Raw genomic sequence first — 19915 nt, 5'->3', positions numbered from 1 at the left:
TCAGTGATAAAGCCTTTAAGCATAATGTTTAAAGGCTTTTATTTAATTCAGGGTCCAATTTAATCTGTAAAATTCTGAATGGCTTTATTGCTCTTCCTTAAATCAGAAGGTCTGGATTGGGTAAACTCATGGAAGGTGTCGCTAAAGGCACTGATAGAGCTGTATCCAACGTCATCCGCTATTTCATTGATAGGCTTATCGGTATTTAAAAGCAGTTCAATGGCTTTAATGATTCTTAATGTTTTCAGGTACTGCAGAAAAGAAATGTCCATATCCGCTTTGAAAAGACGCGACAAAGAGCGTTCACTCAAACCAAATTTACTGCTTACATTAACCAGAGTCAGTTTTTCTCCGATATTCCATTCCAGATAAGATACGATTTTCATCATCTGTTTGTTATGAGTGGCAGGAAGAATAATAGGTAATGGCTGTTGATGGGTTTTGGGAAGGATCTTTTTTAATGCTACCAGAAATTCAAAGTTTTCATCTTTTGCAGTTACATGCTTTTCATCCCATATTTCAGAATATTTGATCATCTGAATCAGCAGTTCGGATGCAGGGTATATTCCTAATCTGTTATAAAAAGGATCTGAAAAATCATCGTGGGCATAAAAATAAAGGGAACGCAGGACTGTGGCTGTATGTCCGATCTCTAAAATGTGCTCCATTCCCTGCGGAATCCAGAAAAAGTGTCTTGCCGGTACCACATAGGTTCTGTTATCAATCGTTATATAGGCGATGCCGCCTTCCACATAGCTCAGCTGTCCTTTTGTATGCTTGTGAAAAGGAATCAGTTTTTCAGATTTTTCGTGCATGACAAATACACTTTTATCGTCTTTATCAATATCAGGAAGCGCAGCAATTAATCCCATAAAAATTTAAAATACCAATAAGAATACAAATATAATCATTTGGCCGGAATCATGTAAAAGTTGACTATTTTAGATAAATAAAATTTCCGGATTGCCAATAAATTTGCAGTGCAATAATTCAAAAATTCAAATGAAAATTTATGTCGCCGGATTGCTGATGTTTGGAGTTTTCTCCATCGTATCAGCGCAGACCGGCAGTCCAGCAAAGGATACCATACGACTCTCCCTGAAGGAAGCATGGCAGAAAGCGGAGGAAAACAGCCGCCATATCAGAATCAATACAATCAACGTAGACATTGCCGAAGCCGAAGTAAAAGACGCTAAAAGAGAGCGACTCCCGGAAATAGAAATTAAAGGTTCTGCAGAAAAAGCTTCCAACATTCCTATCTATGAAAACGGAATCTTTTCCAAACCAACCCAGCATGAAGTTATCCATACGCTTTACAGAGCCGGAGCAGATTTTTATCTGAATATTTATAACGGAAACAAACTGAATCTTAAGATTAAGGAAAATCAAACGCTTCAGAAAATTAAGGATATCCGGAAAGAACAGTCCGTTTCAGATATTCACTACAAAACAGCATCACTTTATCTGGAATTACAGAAAACCTTAATTTTCAGAGATCTTATCAAGCAGGATATTGATGATCAGAAAACACAATTAAAAGAAATACAGACTCTTTATAAAAACGGAGTGGTTTTAAAAAGTGATGTTTTAAGGATTGAACTTGAACTTTCAAAACGAAAAATGGCACTGGTGACCATAGAAAATGATATCCTCATCGCCATGCAGAAACTGAATATTATTCTTGGAATTCCGGATGAACAGGTTGTTATTCCTGAAGCGCCGTTTAATCAGTGGAATGAGAATACAACGTACAACGAATACCTGAAACTGGCACTGGATCATTCTTTTGATTACCATGTTTCTGAACAGCAGACAGCGCTGAGTATTATCAAACTGAAACAGGTAAAAGCGAATGTAAGACCTAAGGTAGGGATGTATGGCGAATTTTATTACGCCAATCCGCAGATTTTCCTTTATCCCTATAATCCTTATTGGTATTCGCTGGGAATCGTTGGAATTAAAGCATCATTTTCCATCTCTTCCCTTTACCATAACACCCATAAAGTAAAGGCCGCCCAGTTGGAGTTTGAAAAAGAAGAGGAAGTGCACAGGGATACTGAAGATAAAGTAAGACAACAGGTGAAAGAAGCTTATCTGCGTTATCAGGAAGCTTTGGAACAGATAAAAGTGGCAGAAGCCAATGTAGCTCAGGCAAAGGAAAATGCACGTATTATCAAAAATACTTACTTCAGCCAGACTTCTCTTATTACAGAATTGCTGGATGCAGATATACAGCTGCTTCAGACAAAATTTGAACTGGAAGCGGCTAAAATTATGGCACAGAACAATTATTATTTATTACAAAATATTACAGGCGTTTTATAAAACAATGAAAAAAAAATACACTCCCACCGATAGAATGATCACGAAGATCACAGGATGGATTTCAGTTGTAATCGTTGCTGCACTTGCAGTGTGGGGCGGGTTTACCCTAAAAAATTATTATGCCTATGAGCAGACCAATGATGCACAGGTTCAGGAATATGTAAATCCTATTATTTCAAGAGCCGGAGGATTTATTGTTGCCGTGAAATTTGAAGAAAATCAGGAAGTAAAAAAGGGCGATACTCTTTTAATTATTGATAACCGTGAATATGTCCTTCAGGAAAAACAGACTCAGGCAGCCCTTCAGAAAGCCCGTGCCCAGCTGAGAGTATTGGAAAGTACTACAGGAACTACAGAAAAGGAAGCTGCCGCAGCGATGGCCCAGGTGGATGCCAATAAAGCAAAAGTCTGGAAACAGCAGCTTGATTATAACAGGTATAAAAAGCTGTATGATGAAGAATCTGCTACCAGACAGCGACTTGAAGATGTGAAAGCAACACTGGATGTCAACGAAAGTGATTATAAATCTTCGCAGGATAATTATGCAGCTTCTGTATCCAAGATTAATGATATAAGGGCAGAAAAAGCCGTTGTTCTGGCAGAAATTGCAAGACTGGAAGCATTGCTGGACCGTCACAAACTAGACGTAAGCTATACCGCTGTTACTGCTGCTTATGATGGAAGAATGGGACGACGAACCGTAGAAGTAGGGCAGATGATTGATGCCGGAGAAACGCTGGCATTCATTGTCAATAATGAAACTGATAAATGGGTAGTGGCTAATTATAAAGAAACCCAGATCAGGGATATGCATATCGGCGATCATGTGAAAATTGTTGCTGATTCTTATCCGGACAAAGAATTCCAGGGAACGATTATTTCCCTTTCTCCTGCAACAGGTTCAAGTTTTTCTTTGCTTCCACCGGATAACTCTACCGGGAATTATGTCAAGATTGTACAGCGTATTCCTGTGAGAATAAGACTGGATGGGCAAAGAAGCCAGATTGATGTTCTGAAAGTGGGAATGAATGTAAATGTTTATGCTAATAAAAAGCATTCCAATGGCTAAAAGACAAATGCCCTATTTCAAAAAATGGGCTCCGGAATGGTTGGTGAAAATCATTCTTTTTTCAATGACACTTCCTGGAATTATTATCTTTTTTCTCCCTTTAGCCAATATAAATGCAGCAGCAGGATATTACGGAAGTGAGCCGGCAGACATTCAGTTTTCGGTAGCATTATTTTATGCCGGGTATGTAGGTTTTTATAGCCTGGAAAGACGATTTTTCAGTTTTCTGGCTGCAAAAGAATATTTTCTTCTTTTTACCACACTGCAAATTCTGGCCTGTCTGCTATGCTATTCTACCCGTGAAATTTATATCCTGTTTCCGGTGCGTTTTATGCAGGGAATGTTGTTTGCCGGGAATGTAAACCTGTCACTAACCCTTATTTTCACCCGGCTGAGCAGTGAAAGGGGCCGGGAGATCAGCTTTTCAGTGTTTTTCGGGATCTTAATTTGTGCTTTGCCATTTAATAACCTTATAACCGCCGACCTCATAGATTCGTATAATTTTAATATTGTCTATAAAACAGCCATCTTCTCCTATCTTCCGGGACTTATTTTCCTCACCCTGGCGATGAGCAATTACAGAACCCATGCAAGATTTCATCTCTATAAACTCGACTGGCAGAGTTTTGGACTGTTCAGTACGATGCTGGTGCTCATAGGATATATAACCATTTTCGGGCAGGAATATTATTGGCTGGAGGATAACAGGATTTTGGGAAGTGTCATTGGAATTATTGTCCTGGGTGGAATATCAGTATTTCGCCAGCAGGCTATTAAAAGGCCTTATATTGATCTGCGTGTTTTCAGATACCGGAATTTTAAAGTAGGTCTGCTGATTCTTTTTGTGATGTATATATGCCGTTTTGCTTCAGGAATTGTCAATACCTATTTTGCATCGGAGCTGCATCTGGACCCATTTCATATTTCCTATATTAATATTTTCAATCTTACAGGGTTGGTTATGGGAGTCATTATTGCCTGCTGTATGGTTTTGCAGAAGAAAAATATACGGTATATCTGGGGACCGGGTTTTTTAATGCTGCTCATTTTTCATGCGGTCATGTATTATTCCTTTGATGTTCAGGCTGATGAGTTTAATTATTATATCCCGTTATTTATTCAGGGATTGGGTGTGGGATTGATTATGGTTCCGACGATTATCTTTATTATTTCGTCAGTTCCTGCAGCCATTGGCCCTTCTGCTGCGGCAACAGCATTAGCAATACGGTATCTTGGATTTTGTATCAGTATTGCCCTGATCAATTTTTTTGAACTGTTTGAGAAAAGCCGTCATTATAATGCCTTTCAGGATCATTTAAGTGCTGTCGATCCGGAAGTTAAAAGCTTTCTCCATCAGCAGACTGCTAAGCTTATTGCTCGCGGAATGCCGGAAGATAAGGCTGTTAAAGCTGCCAATAAGCTATTGATTGGCAGAATGAATGTTCAGGATCATGTCCGTTTTGCGATGGATTATTATGAAATGATGGTATGGCTTCTTGCCGCCTCACTGTTATTGATTTTCCTTTTCCCATATCTTAACCGCACTGCTCTTTATTTAAAATCACGCAGATTATCTCCTGCGTAAAGAGAATTTTAATGCTAATCATCGAAAAAGTATAGCTTGTAGCTAATTTTATAGTAGAGTGCTGAGACTGTCTGATAAGGCAGTCTCTTTTATTTTGATAAAGAATAGTAATTACTTCTGGCCGGAATTGTATGTTTTTTGTCATTGCAGACAAAATCCTTTCTTTCTACATTTGTACTCATACAGAACGAGATATGAAGAAAGAAAGGCGAAAAACAGGAATTAAAAATATAGTGCTTTTAGCATTGCCGGAGGTACAGCTGCTTGATATTGCCGGACCATGGGATGTTTTTACATCAGCAAACCGTTTTTTAAATGATAAACAGGATTCCGGTTATCATGTGTATCTGGTATCAGGAACTTCAGAAAAAATAATATATTCAGGTTCAGGAATGCCTTTATCATGCAGCCATACTATATATGATATTGATTTTCCTGTAGACACTTTACTGGTGGCAGGTACCACGTTGAATGTACTGGATGAGGTCAATCCGGACATTTATCACTACCTTCAAAATATAGCTCCCGGCGTGAGACGAATGGGATCTGTCTGTGTAGGAGCGTTCATCCTTGCCAAAGCGGGTCTGTTGGATGGCAAACAGGTAACGACTCACTGGAAGTTCGCAGATACTTTACAGAAATCTTATCCAAAATTGGATGTGAATATTAATCCTTTTTTTATCCGTGACAGGCCAATTTATACTTCAGGAGGTGTTTCTTCAGGGATGGATCTTGCATTGGCTCTATTGGAAGAAGACTTTGGAAAACCTTTGGCGGCCGAAGTTGCCCGTCATCTCGTCCTGTATTTAAAAAGATCCGGAGCACAGTCTCAGTTTGGAAATGCATTGCCGGAATATGAAATAATGTCTCCTTTTACAAAACAAATCCGTGATTTATTGAAAGATAAGCTTGGAGAAGCTATTACGGTGGAGTATATGGCAGAGTTCCTGAACATGAGTGTCCGTAACTTTTCCAGGGTATTTGTAAAAGAGTCAGGAATGACTCCCGGCAGATTTCTCGAAAAAATGAGGCTGGATCAGGCTAAAAATATGCTGGAATATACTGATATGAGCATCGATATGATAGCTGATAAATGCGGATTTAGTAATGCTGTTTCTCTCAGCCGCTTATTTCTTAAAAACATTTCCCTCTCTCCGGCACAGTACAGGAAGGCATTCAAGACTACAGGATAATAGCTTTTTCTTATTGATTTTACATAAAACTGGCAATCATCAATTGTCAGCAGGGAAGACCTGTGCCATGATCTGAAAATAATAATCTTAAATAATAAAATTATGAATCACGTACCAAACAGCAAGACAATGAATGTTGCATTTTTAATCTATGATCAGGTGGAAGCACTTGATTTAAATGGCCCTTTAGATGTTTTTGTTAAAGCGAATGTTCTGGAACCCGGCAGCTACAATTGCTTTACAGTAGGGAAAACAAAAGATCCGGTAAATATGGAGGCGGACACAATGGCTCTTATTCCTATCTACGATATCCATACATGCCCTCAACCGGATATGATTGTCGTTCCGGGAGCAAATCCTGAATACATTATGAAATATATTGAGGACGGGGATTTTCGGGAAACTGTTCTGAAATGGGTTGAAAATCATTATGATGCAGGAACAATAGTATTTACAGTATGTACCGGAAGTATGCTTCTGTCAGGGACAGAAATGCTTGCTGATTATGATGTTACTACGCATCATATGTTACTGGATGCCCTTGAACAGCATAATCCGGAAACCAATGTAATCAGGAATATACGATATATTGACCAGGGCAGCCTGATAACCACGGCAGGTATCACAGCCGGGATAGATGCCGCTCTTTATCTGGTTGGAAAACATCTCGGACAGAAAACAATGAACACCATTATAGAGATTTTTGAATATCAGAATGTAAAATCTGGAAACTTAGCGTAAAAGAGAATCTGTTGATTTGCAAATTTCGCCGATCAGAGATCGGCGAAATTTATATTTTAGATTGTGGTCTACTGACGAAAACTGAGTACTTTAATACAAAGAGGAATGAAACCAATTGATACCGCAATATAAACAGCAACCCGAATATAGTTAAGGGTTTTCCAAAGTGAAATTCTGTTTATGATTTCCTGTGAAACAGAAGAGGCGGATGCTAGGTTCTGAAACTGTATAATGTTCGGAGCAAAAAAAGCTAATGTCCAGAATCTTACAGCTGCGTGAATAATGAGTAAAATCAAAAGCCAGTTCCTTACCGGATCAATTTTCCAGCAAAAAGCAATCGCAAGGATAAAGGTTATTTCATGCAAAGAGTGAAGGATGATCCAAAAAAACTTCAGGCTTACTCCATTTCCGTCCTGAAGCAGCTTCAATGTATCGGGTGGGGAAGAAGCCCATTTTGGTACAAAGAGGAGGGTTTCGAAAATCTGTGCCCCGTTCATAAGAAAATAAAGTAATGTTGTGATGCAAAGCCAGATTTCTGCGCGGGTTATATAGGTTGCTGTTAAACTTTCCATGGTATTGTATTGATTTATGGGTTATTTAAATGGTATGTTGTTTCTTTCATAAGAACTGTGGCTTCCCTGAAATAACGTTCAATAGTTTCTATTTCCTTTTTAGAAAAAGTGGAAACGAGTTTCATGGTTTTTTGCTGCAGCTCTTCAAAAATAGGACCGAGTAATTTCATGCTGTTTTCTGTATTCGGGATGATCATTACTTTTCTGCGGTCTTCTTTAATAAACTGTCTTTTAAGAAGTTCTTTTTTCTCCAGCCGGTCAATTAAACCCGTAACAGCGCCGGTTGTAAGACCTGTCAGCTTAGATATTTCACCTGCTGTTATGGATTCGTACTGCAGAATAAGTCCCAGATATTTATGATCTGTGCTGGAAAGCCCTGCTTTTCTGGCAATGGCCTCATGCATAAAGATTGAAGCGTCAGAATAGGCTCTGCTGGCTTCACGGAAATTTTGTATATTATTTTTAGTCATTAATTAAATTATTTTATAATTATCTTAGTTGCTAAGATATTATTGTTTTTTGATTTATCAAAATAAATTTTTTGCTCAAAAAATGATATTATCCGTCAGCTACTATTAATGCTGGGAATTTGAATTAAAAAAAATAACAGCGTAATTAATTTATAAACAGGTGTTTGACTTTTTTGTTGCAAATTTTATGATAAAAAAGCTTCAAATAATTTGGATTTAATGAGGGTTTTCCTATCTTTGCAGTCCCTTAAACAAAGGGATTTACTTGAAAAAGTAAGTAGCCGACTCGGTAGCTCAGCTGGTAGAGCAATACACTTTTAATGTATGGGTCCTGGGTTCGAATCCCAGCCGGGTCACAATATTAAGATGCAAAAATAAAGCATCAGAAAAATACAAAAAAACCTGCAAATTATTTTTGCAGGTTTTTTTATTTATAGTTTTTGCTATAATGTTTCAAATGGCCGGTTATTATAAATTTGAATTAACTGATCCGTTTGATTGTTCTCGTTCTATTGCCATTGAAGTCAGCAATATCTTTACTCTTCATTTTTGGGTTTAAAATTTCTCCCGACTCCCTGGCGGAGAAATGTAATTTTTCCTTGTACTTTTTTTGCTTTTTCAAGGACTTCCAATGCTTTTGTTCTTTCGTTAACTTTGCCAGCGTGTGTTATATTGTCCTGACGTTCATTTTTTTTCATATATCAATATAGTGAATTTATTTGAAAAAAACAAATTATTGATAGTAAAGTTGTTTCAAATTTTATGAAAATAAGATTGTTTTGTTAATCGGACCACGAGAAACAAAGGGATTCACTGCATTTCTCAATTTTTTATTGAAGCCTTTTTGGTCCATTTTTGAAATTTACATTCAGAACCTCCTCAGGCGTGTGAAATTTTTGTGTCTGATATTGTAAAAGTTAGCGGAATCATAGGCATAAAATGTCCGGAAAGTATTGTAAATAAAGAAAAAGTTTCTATCTTTGCAGTCCCTTACAGAAAGGGATTTACTTGAAAAAGTAAGGGCCGACTCGGTAGCTCAGCTGGTAGAGCAATACACTTTTAATGTATGGGTCCTGGGTTCGAATCCCAGCCGGGTCACATAACAGGACAAATCATTTTTATGAATGGTTTGTCCTTTTTATTTTTCGTTATTTGTTGTCTGCCAAATGTATGTTGCAATTCGAAGCTATTCCACGATATTTTAATAATAAAAGCATCCATAACGAACATCATACAACAGATATAAATAGCAATTTTTGTTTTTATATCGGTTGTATATTGTAATGCTATTGTGGTCCAATAACTACTTTTTTACATTGCCGGATCTTCCCTGCGTATTGTGCGCACTGTCTGAAACTGCTGCATTGATATTGGCTGTGCCATTACCCGTATTATTATTGCTCGTTTTTCTTCCCCCAACGTGATTTTTTGTATTAATACTGTCATTACCTGTTGTATTGTCTTGAGTATCCCTGACCGCAGATGCTGCTGTATCAGAATAATTTCTTTGCATGTTGACTGAATCGGCAACGGGGGTACTACTTGTTGTGTCCTTCTTTTTACAGGCCAAAATCATAAAACTGGCTGCTGCTATTGATAAAACTAATTTTTTCATAGGATTTTGTTTTGTGTATAGAGTGAAGCCAAATTTCGGTATTTAACCCTGACAGTGATATGAGCAGAATCATAATGGAGATCTAAAGGTGTATTACTGAAATAATGTCGTTTTTTATTACCGTTAAATGCTGTTCAAAATGTAAAAATTAAAATAAAAAACAAAAAATAGTTTATTTGTAAACTTATATAAGTATATTTGTGTACTAATTTGTTTGATATGAATTTTGAACTTATAAAATCAGTGGTAGAACTCGTTCAGCAATTTATGGAACAAAATGAAGGTAAGGCTCTATATAGCAATGATCTTCATGGTTTTACAGAATGGATCAATGCTGCTCATCAGCAGGATCTTGGAAATCCTGACTGGATAGGGAAGGAATCAGGAAGAAGCTCAGACAGTATTATAAATACTTTGCTGATCAGAATGAACAGATATGCAAAGTCTTATTCAAGATCAGCAGTAGGCAGTTCGGTTTTTTCCAGCCAGGATGACTTCATTTATCTTATCAGTTTGAAGAACATGGGAGCGATGTCAAAAATGGAGCTGATAAAACATAATGTACATGAGAAATCTTCAGGTATACTTATTATTAACCGGCTGCTCCATAATGGCTGGATTGAACAGGCAGTTTCCCCAAAAGATAAAAGAATAAAAAATATACAGATAACAGAGAAAGGGCTGGCGATACTGGATGAACATATGGAGGAAATCCGCAGGGCTTCCAGGGCTGTCGTAGGAAATCTTACCCATGCTGAACAAATGCTCCTCATTGCAGTGCTTTCCAAATTGGATGAATTTCATGATTCTTTTTACCGTATGAATCTGGAAACAAGGGATCTGCTGAACACCGTATATAAAAAGTTAAACTGATTGCGTAGTGAAAATGTCTTTAAACAACTGTTAAAAAAATGACGATGAGTACTGAAAATTCAAGAAAGAGAATAGCGGTAATAGGTTCAGGGTTCTCCGGGCTCTCTGCGGCTGCTTATGCGGCAAAGGCCGGAAATGAAGTACATGTTTTTGAAAAACATAATCAACCGGGAGGACGTGCAAGGCAATTTAAAACGGAAGAAGGCTATGTGTTTGATATGGGGCCGAGCTGGTATTGGATGCCTGATATCATTGAAAGATTTTTCAATGATTTTGACTGTAAAGCAGCTGATTATTTTAAACTGGTATCCTTAGACCCTCAGTTTGAAATGGTTTTTTCAGAAGAAAAGATTTCAGTTCCTGAAAAAAATGAAGACATCCGTGAGTTATTTGAAAATACAGAGGCCGGATCAGGTAAAAAGTATGATCAATTTATGCAGTCTGCTCAGTTTAAGTATGAGGTCGGGATGAAAGACTTTGTGACAAAACCCTGTTACAGCTGGCTGGAATTTGCTTCTTTAAAAATAGCGGGCAGTGCATTGAAGCTTGATCTTTTAAGTAATTTCAGGAAATATGTTTCAGGATATTTTTCTGATCCAAAACTCAGATCGCTGATGGAATTTCCGGTGATATTTCTGGGCGCTTCACCCCGTAATATTCCGGCACTTTACAGCCTTATGAATTATGGAGGATATGTATTGGGAACAAAATATCCTATGGGAGGTTTTTATCAGCTTGTTATGGCTATGAAGGACGTAGCCGAAAAGCAGGGAGTGACCTTTCATTTTAATCATGATGTTCAGAAGCTGAATACAGAAGACGGGAAAGTGATGTCTTTAACAGTAGGGGATAAAGACTATGAATTTGATGCAGTTATTGCTTCATCAGATTACCATCATACGGAAACATTAATTCCTAAATCTCTGAGAAACTATAATGATGCCTACTGGAAGACAAAAACCTTTGCACCTTCATGTCTGATTTATTACCTCGGCATCAAAGGAAAAATCTCTCATTTAAAACACCATACGCTATTCTTTGAAAATGAGCTTGATAACCATATAGACTGTATTTATGTTAATAAAAAATGGCCTTCCAGACCTCTTTTTTATGCATGCTGTCCTTCAAAAACAGATCCCGATGTAGCTCCGGAAGGCTGTGAAAATCTCTTTTTACTGCTGCCGCTTGCACCTGGAATACATGATGAAGAGGCTATAAGAGAAAAATACCTGAAGGAAATGCTTGAAAGAATCGAAAAACATACAGGAGAAACCGACCTTATTTCCAGGATTGAATACAAAAGAAGCTACTGTGTGAGTGATTTTATTTCGGATTATAATGCTTATCAGGGGAATGCCTACGGACTGTCCAATACTTTATCGCAGACTGCTGTTCTGAAACCTAAAATAAGAAACAAAAAGGTAAGCAATCTTTTTTATACCGGGCAGTTAACGGTTCCGGGGCCCGGAGTTCCTCCATCCGTTATCTCCGGGAAGATAGTAGCGCAAGAGGTTAATAAACTAAAATAAAATAATATGAAAAAGTTGTTTGATGAATTGTCTTACAAGGTCAGTAAGTGCACTACTCAAAAATACAGTACCAGTTTTTCATTAGGGATATTGGCTCTGAAGCCTTCTATAAGACCTGCCATTTATGCTGTTTATGGGTATGTACGCCTTGCGGATGAAATTGTTGATAGCTTTCATGGATATGATAAAGAAAAGCTATTGAAAAGATTAAAAGCAGAAACGTATGATGCATTACAGCAGGGAATATCACTCAATCCTATTTTACATTCTTTTCAGGAAACCGTGCGTCAGTATGATATCAATATTCAATTGATCGATCAGTTCCTGCACAGCATGGAAATGGATCTGCAGAAAATAGACTACAATTCAGATCTCTATAATGAATATATCTACGGCTCTGCTGAAGTAGTGGGACTCATGTGTCTGCAGATATTTACAGGAGGTGATAAGCAGCAATTTGAAAAACTTAAACCATTCGCTATGAAACTGGGTTCCGCTTTTCAAAAGGTTAATTTTTTACGTGATCTGAAAGATGATTACCAGATTTTGGGCAGAACTTATTTTCCATCATTGAATATGTCTGTCTTTGATAATACCGTTAAAGCTCAGATCGAAAAAGAAATTGAAGAAGAATTTAAAGAAGCATTGCAGGGTATCAGGAAACTTCCGGGTTCTTCTAAGTTTGGAGTGTATCTCGCATACAGGTACTATCTGTCATTATTTGAAAAGATCAAGAAAACAAGTTCGCAGCATATTTTGCAGCAAAGAATCAGGATTGCTAATTCACAGAAATTATTGGTAGCATTTAAAAGCTATATAAGATATAAATCTGCTTATTTCTGATCACTCATTTGTTTGGAAGATTCTTTAGAATTTATAAATCAATAAAAAAATAACGATGTACAGATTATATAGAGAACAACATTTGAATTGTGATATCGAGACCGCATGGAAATTCTTTTCCTCTCCTCATAATTTATCTGAAATAACACCAAAAAGCATGAATTTTGTGGTGCTTTCAGATATACAGGACGAATCTATTTTTGAAGGAATGGAAATAGATTATACCGTCTCTCCGGTATTGGGAATCCCGATGAAATGGAAAACGATTATCAGCCAGGTAAAAGAAGGCAGAAGCTTTACAGATTATCAGAAAGAAGGACCTTATAAGCATTGGAACCATTTTCATGAGTTCATTCCTGATCAGAACGGGGTATTAATGAAAGATACTGTATTTTATGAACTTCCGTTGGGGGTTCTTGGAAGGGCTGCTCATGGTTTATTTGTTAAAAAAAAGCTCAAAAACATTTTCGATTTCAGATACAGCGTTCTGAATGATCTTTTTAACCGTAAACATCATTAACATGAATTTCCTGATCGTTTTACTCGTTTTTATTTCCATGGAAGGAGCCACATGGCTTATTCATAGGTATATTATGCACGGTTTTCTGTGGAATCTGCATAAGGATCATCATGATCATAGCAACGAAGGGAAACTTGAAAGAAATGACCTGTTCTTTTTCATTTTTGCCAGCCCTGCTATTGCTTTGTTATATGCAGGAGTAAGGCAGGAATTCAATTATCTGTTTTTTGTCGGTTTAGGCATAAGCCTTTATGGGATGGCCTATTTCTTTGTTCATGATATTTTTATTCATCAGAGAGCAAAAGTTTTTACCAAAACAAAGAATCCGTATTTTCTTGCCATCAGGCGTGCCCATAAACAGCACCACAAACATTTGGGGAAAGAAAAAGGAGAGTGCTTCGGATTTTTGTGGGTTCCTATGATTTATTTTAAAATGTATTTCAATAAAAAATGATGCAATACACTTACATACTGATCAATTTTTTCACCGTCATCATCTGCTTTTTGGCTTCTTTTGACCGTAGGATACAGTTTAATAAGCTTTTCCTGAAGTTTTTCCTGTCGTCCACTATTGTAGCAGTTCCTTTTATCCTATGGGATATATGGTTCACCACAAAAGGAGTGTGGTGGTTTGATTACCGTTACACATTAGGATTTAAAATGGCAGGCCTTCCCCTGGAAGAATGGCTGTTCTTTTACTGTATTCCTTTTGCCTGTGTCTTTACGTACTATTGTCTGGAAAAATTTTTTACATTCAATCGGGCAGACCTCTTTAATAATCTGATTGTTTTTACCTCAGTTATTGTTCTCAGTGTTGTGGGACTTCTTTATTACGACAGAATCTATACCTTGCTGACCGTTATTGTAACAGTGCTTACCCTTTCTTACCTGCATTTTATTGCCAAAAAAGAATGGATCGGTAAAGCAAGTTTTGTATATCTGGTTTTGATGCCCGGATTTTTTGCAGTGAATGGAATCCTGACGGGATCTTTTATTCCGTCACCTGTTGTAAACTACAATCCTGGTGACTTTTTAGGCGTCAGAATGGGGACTATTCCTGTTGAAGATGCTGTCTATGGTTACAGTCAGTTTTTACTCAATATTTACTTCTTTAAAAAAATAACTAAAAATGAAAAATAGAATCATTCTTACATTATTACTAAGCTTAGGGCTGTTAAACAGCTTGACTTCCTGTTCTTCCATGCCCGAAAAAGCGCAGCCTGTTGATCAGTTTGATGTGAACCGGTATTTGGGGACATGGTACGAGATTGCCAGATTTGATTATCGCTTTGAAAAAGACCTTGACAATGCAATCGCCCAGTATAGCCTTACTGAAGACGGAAATGTAAACGTAGTCAACAGCGGATATAATTTTAAAAAGGATAAATGGGTTTCCGCCAATGGTACTGCTAAATTCAGAGGAGAAAAAAATGTGGCAGCTCTGAAAGTGAGTTTTTTCGGACCTTTTTATGCCGGGTATAATGTAGTTGCTCTTGAAGAGTACAAATATGCACTGATTGCAGGAAAAAATCTGGATTATCTCTGGATTCTTTCCCGTGAAAAAACTATTCCTGAAAATATAAAGCAGAAATTTATCAGCAAGGCGCAGGAAATAGGGTATGATACCTCTAAGCTCATCTGGGTGAAGCAGGATAAGAAAAGTCCTTTTGATAAATAAATTCTCAAATTTAATTAAAATCGAAACGTATGCTTACAATACAGGCGCAATCAAAAATACCCACAGATTACGGACTATTCACTATATATGCATTCTCAGAAAATGAAAAAGACTGGAGCCCGCATTTGGTTCTGGTAGCAGAAAATACAGATTATGATAAGACTGTTAATGTCCGCTTTCATTCTGAGTGCATTACCGGAGAAGTTTTTCATTCTAAAAAATGTGAATGCGGTCAGCAGCTTGATGCAGCGATGAAATATATGTCTGAAAAAGGAGGAATGATCGTTTATCTCCGCCAGGAGGGAAGGAATATTGGAATCATCAATAAACTGAAAGCATATGCACTTCAGGAACAAGGATTAGATACTGTTGAAGCTAATCTCAGACTTGGTTTGCCCGCTGACGGAAGAAATTTTGATATGGCAGTGGAAATGCTGAATCTGCTGGATGTGAAAGAAATCAATCTGTTAACCAATAATCCTGACAAGATTAAATCTGTTGAGAACAGCAGAATCATTCTCAAAAGCAGGATTCCTTTGGAAATTGATTCCAATGAGATCAATGCAGGTTATCTTATTAAAAAGAAAGACTATTTTGGCCATTTCTTAGAAAAAATATAATAGATTTCAGACGTCAGGATATTTATTGATCTGTTTAATCCAATAATTATGGAAAAAATACTGCTTACAGGAGCAACCGGCTATATCGGTAAAAGAATGATCAGTGTGATTGCTGCGCAGGGATATAAAGTCGTTTGCTGCTGCAGGGATACCGGTCGTTTTACAAGAGACATGGATATCGACGAACAGCTCATTGAAGTTATTGAAGTTGATTTTCTAAAGCCGGAAACACTTAAAAATATTCCCGAAGATATTGCAGGGGCTTACTATCTGATGCATTCCATGAGCAATACTGCTGATTATGAAGACTCGGAAAAAAAATGTGCCGCCAACTTTTCTGATTATATTGAGAAGACGCAATGTAAACATATTGTCTATCTTTCGGGGCTGGTGAATGAAAAAGAACTGTCAAAGCATTTGAATTCAAGGTACGAAGTTGAAAAAATTCTGATGGAATGCAGGGTTCCCGCGACAGTTCTTCGCGCAGGAATTATCATCGGGTCAGGAAGTGCATCATTTGAAATTATAAGGGATCTCGTTGAAAAACTGCCTGTCATGGTGGCTCCCAAATGGCTGTATACACAATGTCAGCCAATAGGAATTGCCAACGTGCTCGATTTCCTGATTTTTGTTTTGTTTAAAGAAGCTGCTTATCAGAAAAATTTTGACATTGGATGTGATGATGTGCTGACTTACAAAGACATGCTGTTGCAGTTTGCACAAGTAAGAGGCCTTAAAAGAAAGATTTTTACACTACCTGTAATGACGCCCAGACTGTCTTCGTACTGGCTCTATTTTATTACTTCAACCTCTTATAACCTGGCCAAAGCTTTGGTTGGAAGCATGAAGGTAGAGGTGGTCTGCCGTCCCGAAAGTCTTGCTGAGATCAAATTAATTACCGGTGTGCAGCCGTTTTCATATGACACAGCACTGAAGAGAACTCTTGCAAAAATTCAGGCCAATGAAATCATTTCCAGCTGGAAAGACAGTTTCATCAGCAGCCGTCATGATTCAACCTTGAAAGAATACCAGGATGTACCGAAATACGGTTGTTTTACGGACCTCCGGAGTGAAGAGTATGATGACAGGGAAGCCTGTATGAGCCGGGTCTTTCAGTTGGGAGGCGAGCATGGATGGTATGGGCAGAATCTTTGGAAAATAAGAGGCCTTTTTGATAAACTTGTTGGTGGTCCTGGACTGAGAAGAGGGCGCAGGCATCCTTCAGACCTTAAAGATGGAGATGCATTAGACTTCTGGCGGGTTTTATATGCTGACCGTAAAGAAGGCAAGCTTATATTATTGGCTGAGATGAAACTGCCCGGAGAAGCCTGGCTGATGTTTAAAATTTACAGAAATAAGATCTGGCAAAAAGCTGTATTTCGTCCAAAAGGTCTTTGGGGAAGATTGTACTGGTTCATGGTGCTGCCATTTCATGGATTTATCTTCAAAGGAATGATCAGAAGCCTTAGCGGGAAGAAAAAATCTTAATTTTAAGAATATTTTAACATAATGTCTGTTTTTTAGGCATGAACATTGTTTATTTATATACCAAATACCTAAATATTATATTATGAATAATTCAGATTACAACAAAGCAGAAAATGCAGTAGACCAAACAGAAAACTCTTTAAAAAATGCAGCTGATAATGCAAAATGGAAAATCAGTGAATTAGCGGATAAAGCTAAAGATTATATCAATGAAAAAAGAAATAATGATCAGGAAGCAACTCAGGAAGACTGGTTGGACAGAGTAAAATCAAACGTCTCAGATGCGTGGGAAGATATCAAGGATAAGGCAGATGAAGCATGGGAAAGCACGAAGGATGCCGCTGAAGATGTGAAGGCAGAATGGAGGAAAAAAACAAATTAAGGTTAGTTTAAAACAGATGGCCAGAATTTTTAAATTCCGGCCATCTGTTTTGTTTTATGGTTTATTTATAATCTATATTTAAAGAAATAAGATGAGTTTATGATAATGCAATCAATATACAGTTAGTATAAAATCCTGCGCCCCTCAAGTTTTATTATTTTATTATTCACCATTTTTTTTATCGTTCTGATGACGGTTTCAACTCTCAGCCCTGTAAGATCAGCAATTTGCTGACGGGTAAGTTCTATAGGAAAACAGTGCTGGCAGTCTCCGTCATGGTAGCTTTTCAGATAATCCATTACACCTTTCAGCCGTTGAATGGGATCTGCTAATGCCAGATTGCGGACCATTAAATTATTATAATACAGTCTTTGTGATAAACACATGTTCATATCCAGGGAAATATCCGGATTACTTTTAAGCATTTGCATAAAATTATCTTTAGGCATTCTTATAATTTCTGTGATCTGTAAGCTGATGGCATTGGTAGGATATACTTTTTCAATAAAAAGAAGCGGATCTCCAAAACTTTGATTTTTACCTAATATATTATGAATAAATTCTTTTCCATTTTCAGTAAAGGTGTTCAGCTTTACTTTTCCGCTGATAATCTGAAAATAATATTGTGAATAATCACCTTCTTTGAAAATAAACTCTTTAGCCTTATAGATGACTTTTTCACCCCCGAACGAGTAAAGGATCTCCTGATCGATATTCATACAGCTTATTGTTTTTTTCATAATTATGGTTTTTCTGAAAATTAGAGAGAATCTTTAAAAATATTGTAAATAATTTCAATCATTATGCCATTGCTGTTTTTCTTAAAAAATGTGGTACGAAATCCTTATGCATAAACCTTTAAAAATTACTGTTTTTTCAAATATTGTGAGTATTTTTGAAGCTAAAGTATCCGTAACTAATTATTGATTTTAACTTCTATGATTTTAATTGTTGATGACAACCAAAGTAATCTTTATTCGCTTCAAAAATTACTTGAATCTAAAGATTTCCAGGTTGAAACGGCCAGCTCCGGTGAAGAGGCTCTCGGCAAAGCATTGAAAAATGACTATGCCTTAATTATTTTAGATGTTCAGATGCCTGATATGGATGGCTTTGAAGTTGCAGAAACTCTTGCAGACTACAGTAAAACCAAAGATGTTCCTATTATATTTTTATCCGCTGTTAATACCGATAAAAAATTCATTACCCAAGGTTACGCTTCTGGTGGTAAAGATTACGTAACCAAGCCCGTGGATCCTGAAATTCTTCTGCTTAAAGTGAAAACTTTTTATAATCTCCAGGAGCAGAATATTGCTATGAAAAAAACACAGCAGAATCTGGAACTGGAAGTAAAAGGAAGACGGGAATCTCAGGTGACCATGAAATCCCAGATAGACCATTTTCATCTTATGCTGGAGTCTCTTCCACAGATTGCATTTACTCTGAATGAAGAAGGTGCAGTTGATTTTGTTAATGGTAAGTGGTACCAATATTCAGACAATGAACAGGATTTTCCGGAAACACACCCTGATGATCATAAGATCAGCGAAGAACTGGAAAGATGCAGAAAAAAAGGAAAAGCTCTTGAATTGGAGATCAGAATTAAAAATGTTATTTCGGGCCATTACCGTTATCATTTGCTTAGGGTAACCCCTGTATATGATGAACACCGTATTAAAAACTGGGTAGGAACATTTACCGATATTGACGATCAGAAAAAAGTGGAAAAAGAAAAAGATGAATTCTTAAGTATTGCAAGCCACGAATTAAAAACCCCTTTAACCAGTATTAAAGCCTATGTTCAGCTATTGGAAAGAAAGCTGAAATTAGATAAAGACAGCTCCGAAGCAGGATTTGTTACAAAAGTCCAGAGCCAGATTGAAAAGCTGAATACACTCATCACGGATCTTCTTGATGTTTCAAAAATTGAAAACGGAAAACTGAAAATCAATAAAAAGCCGGTGAATCTGGAAAATGTGATCAGTAATGCCATTGAAACCATAAAACAAACCCATGAACGGCAGGTGAAAATTGAACGCCATGGGGTAAAACCTGATATTTTAATTCCCCTGGATGAAATCCGTATCGAGCAGGTGCTGATTAATTTCCTGACCAATGCGATCAAATATTCCCCTCATAATAACCAGGTGATTGTAACCACCTTTGTGGATGAAGAAGCTCAGGAGGTGAGAGTGAATGTTACAGATTTTGGAATCGGAATTCCTGACTTTAAACAGGAGGCCGTATTCAAGAAGTTCTATCGTGTGGAAGAATCTTCACTGCAGTTCCAGGGAATGGGAATCGGTCTGTTTATATGCTCTGAAATCATCAAACAGCACCACGGAAGTGTTGGTGTTTCCAGTATTGTAGATGAAGGATCTACGTTTTATTTTACCTTACCATTAAATTAAT

At 37.2% G+C, this 19915-nt stretch carries 22 protein-coding genes and 2 tRNA genes; 18 read left to right on the top strand and 6 right to left on the bottom strand.

Features of this window, described 5'->3' with window-relative positions; genetic code table 11:
* Window positions 1-59: 59 nt before the first annotated feature.
* Window positions 60-872 (bottom strand): helix-turn-helix transcriptional regulator, encoded by an 813-nt coding sequence (locus JNG87_RS07850; RefSeq protein WP_202843134.1) that lies wholly within the window; start codon window positions 870-872, stop codon window positions 60-62.
* A gap of 130 nt (window positions 873-1002) precedes the next feature.
* On the opposite strand from JNG87_RS07850, the gene JNG87_RS07845 reads away from it, so the two are divergent.
* The 5 genes from JNG87_RS07845 to JNG87_RS07825 all read left to right on the top strand — a co-directional run bounded on the left by JNG87_RS07845 (window position 1003) and on the right by JNG87_RS07825 (window position 6913).
* Window positions 1003-2325 carry a TolC family protein gene (locus tag JNG87_RS07845; protein ID WP_202843131.1) on the top strand — a complete coding sequence of 441 codons (1323 nt, stop codon included), beginning with the start codon at window positions 1003-1005 and terminating at the stop codon, window positions 2323-2325.
* Window positions 2326-2329: 4 nt separating this feature from the next.
* Window positions 2330-3394: an HlyD family secretion protein gene (locus tag JNG87_RS07840; protein WP_202843129.1), complete on the top strand. Its 1065-nt coding sequence runs from the start codon at window positions 2330-2332 to the stop codon at window positions 3392-3394.
* Window positions 3387-4979, top strand: coding sequence for a beta-carotene 15,15'-monooxygenase (locus JNG87_RS07835; RefSeq protein ID WP_238349694.1), 1593 nt, complete (start codon window positions 3387-3389; stop codon window positions 4977-4979). Before JNG87_RS07840 ends, JNG87_RS07835 begins: the two co-directional genes overlap by 8 nt.
* Window positions 4980-5173: 194 nt before the next feature.
* Window positions 5174-6172 (top strand): GlxA family transcriptional regulator, encoded by a 999-nt coding sequence (locus JNG87_RS07830; protein WP_202843125.1) that lies wholly within the window; start codon window positions 5174-5176, stop codon window positions 6170-6172.
* A 102-nt stretch (window positions 6173-6274) separates the two neighbouring features.
* On the top strand, window positions 6275-6913 hold the full coding sequence (locus tag JNG87_RS07825; RefSeq protein WP_202843123.1) for a DJ-1/PfpI family protein: 639 nt from the start codon (window positions 6275-6277) through the stop codon (window positions 6911-6913).
* A gap of 68 nt (window positions 6914-6981) precedes the next feature.
* Here the strand turns inward: JNG87_RS07825 and JNG87_RS07820 are convergent, their stop codons facing one another.
* Together JNG87_RS07820 and JNG87_RS07815 are read right to left on the bottom strand one after the other, a co-directional pair.
* Complete coding sequence (locus JNG87_RS07820; protein WP_202843122.1) at window positions 6982-7485, bottom strand: transposase; 504 nt, start codon at window positions 7483-7485, stop codon at window positions 6982-6984.
* Between the two features lie 14 nt (window positions 7486-7499).
* A complete protein-coding gene (locus tag JNG87_RS07815; protein ID WP_202843120.1) occupies window positions 7500-7955 on the bottom strand; it encodes a MarR family winged helix-turn-helix transcriptional regulator in 456 nt (151 codons plus the stop codon).
* A gap of 283 nt (window positions 7956-8238) precedes the next feature.
* Here JNG87_RS07815 and JNG87_RS07810 point away from each other — a divergent pair.
* Window positions 8239-8311 (top strand) — tRNA-Lys (locus JNG87_RS07810).
* Window positions 8312-8491: 180 nt separating this feature from the next.
* Here the strand turns inward: JNG87_RS07810 and JNG87_RS07805 are convergent.
* Window positions 8492-8653: a hypothetical protein gene (locus JNG87_RS07805; RefSeq protein WP_171006229.1), complete on the bottom strand. Its 162-nt coding sequence runs from the start codon at window positions 8651-8653 to the stop codon at window positions 8492-8494.
* 327 nt (window positions 8654-8980) lie between these two features.
* On the opposite strand from JNG87_RS07805, the gene JNG87_RS07800 reads away from it, so the two are divergent.
* A tRNA-Lys gene (locus tag JNG87_RS07800) sits at window positions 8981-9053 on the top strand.
* 205 nt (window positions 9054-9258) lie between these two features.
* Here the strand turns inward: JNG87_RS07800 and JNG87_RS07795 are convergent.
* A complete protein-coding gene (locus JNG87_RS07795; RefSeq protein ID WP_202843118.1) occupies window positions 9259-9570 on the bottom strand; it encodes a hypothetical protein in 312 nt (103 codons plus the stop codon).
* 219 nt (window positions 9571-9789) lie between these two features.
* Between JNG87_RS07795 and JNG87_RS07790 the strand changes: the two genes are divergently transcribed.
* From JNG87_RS07790 to JNG87_RS07745, 10 genes are all read left to right on the top strand, one after another.
* Entirely contained in the window at window positions 9790-10443 is a 654-nt protein-coding gene (locus tag JNG87_RS07790) for a MarR family winged helix-turn-helix transcriptional regulator (protein ID WP_202843117.1), read from the top strand.
* A gap of 44 nt (window positions 10444-10487) precedes the next feature.
* Window positions 10488-11972, top strand: coding sequence for a phytoene desaturase family protein (locus tag JNG87_RS07785; RefSeq protein ID WP_202843115.1), 1485 nt, complete (start codon window positions 10488-10490; stop codon window positions 11970-11972).
* A 6-nt stretch (window positions 11973-11978) separates the two neighbouring features.
* Window positions 11979-12815: a phytoene/squalene synthase family protein gene (locus JNG87_RS07780; protein WP_202843113.1), complete on the top strand. Its 837-nt coding sequence runs from the start codon at window positions 11979-11981 to the stop codon at window positions 12813-12815.
* 55 nt (window positions 12816-12870) lie between these two features.
* A complete protein-coding gene (locus tag JNG87_RS07775; protein ID WP_202843111.1) occupies window positions 12871-13335 on the top strand; it encodes an SRPBCC family protein in 465 nt (154 codons plus the stop codon).
* A 1-nt stretch (window position 13336) separates the two neighbouring features.
* Complete coding sequence (locus JNG87_RS07770; RefSeq protein ID WP_202843109.1) at window positions 13337-13789, top strand: sterol desaturase family protein; 453 nt, start codon at window positions 13337-13339, stop codon at window positions 13787-13789.
* Window positions 13786-14475 (top strand): lycopene cyclase domain-containing protein, encoded by a 690-nt coding sequence (locus JNG87_RS07765; protein ID WP_202843101.1) that lies wholly within the window; start codon window positions 13786-13788, stop codon window positions 14473-14475. Before JNG87_RS07770 ends, JNG87_RS07765 begins: the two co-directional genes overlap by 4 nt.
* Complete coding sequence (locus JNG87_RS07760; RefSeq protein ID WP_202843099.1) at window positions 14465-15013, top strand: lipocalin family protein; 549 nt, start codon at window positions 14465-14467, stop codon at window positions 15011-15013. The genes JNG87_RS07765 and JNG87_RS07760 overlap by 11 nt, the downstream gene beginning before the upstream one ends.
* 29 nt (window positions 15014-15042) lie before the next feature.
* The gene (ribA, locus tag JNG87_RS07755; RefSeq protein WP_202843097.1) at window positions 15043-15633 is read left to right on the top strand and encodes a GTP cyclohydrolase II; all 591 of its coding nucleotides are present in this window, start codon (window positions 15043-15045) and stop codon (window positions 15631-15633) included.
* A gap of 48 nt (window positions 15634-15681) precedes the next feature.
* Window positions 15682-17121, top strand: coding sequence for an SDR family oxidoreductase (locus JNG87_RS07750; RefSeq protein ID WP_202843095.1), 1440 nt, complete (start codon window positions 15682-15684; stop codon window positions 17119-17121).
* Window positions 17122-17203: 82 nt separating this feature from the next.
* A complete protein-coding gene (locus JNG87_RS07745) occupies window positions 17204-17503 on the top strand; it encodes a hypothetical protein (RefSeq protein ID WP_202843093.1) in 300 nt (99 codons plus the stop codon).
* Window positions 17504-17625: 122 nt separating this feature from the next.
* Here the strand turns inward: JNG87_RS07745 and JNG87_RS07740 are convergent, their stop codons facing one another.
* Window positions 17626-18243, bottom strand: a complete 618-nt coding sequence (locus JNG87_RS07740; RefSeq protein WP_228406490.1) for a Crp/Fnr family transcriptional regulator — start codon at window positions 18241-18243, stop codon at window positions 17626-17628.
* A gap of 198 nt (window positions 18244-18441) precedes the next feature.
* Between JNG87_RS07740 and JNG87_RS07735 the strand changes: the two genes are divergently transcribed.
* Window positions 18442-19914 (top strand): response regulator, encoded by a 1473-nt coding sequence (locus JNG87_RS07735; protein WP_202843091.1) that lies wholly within the window; start codon window positions 18442-18444, stop codon window positions 19912-19914.
* The last annotated feature ends 1 nt before the right edge of the window (window position 19915 follow it).

Source organism: Chryseobacterium cucumeris (assembly GCF_016775705.1).
In the GTDB taxonomy this organism is placed as follows: domain Bacteria; phylum Bacteroidota; class Bacteroidia; order Flavobacteriales; family Weeksellaceae; genus Chryseobacterium; species Chryseobacterium cupriresistens.
This window is presented reverse-complemented; position numbering and strand designations above follow the sequence as displayed.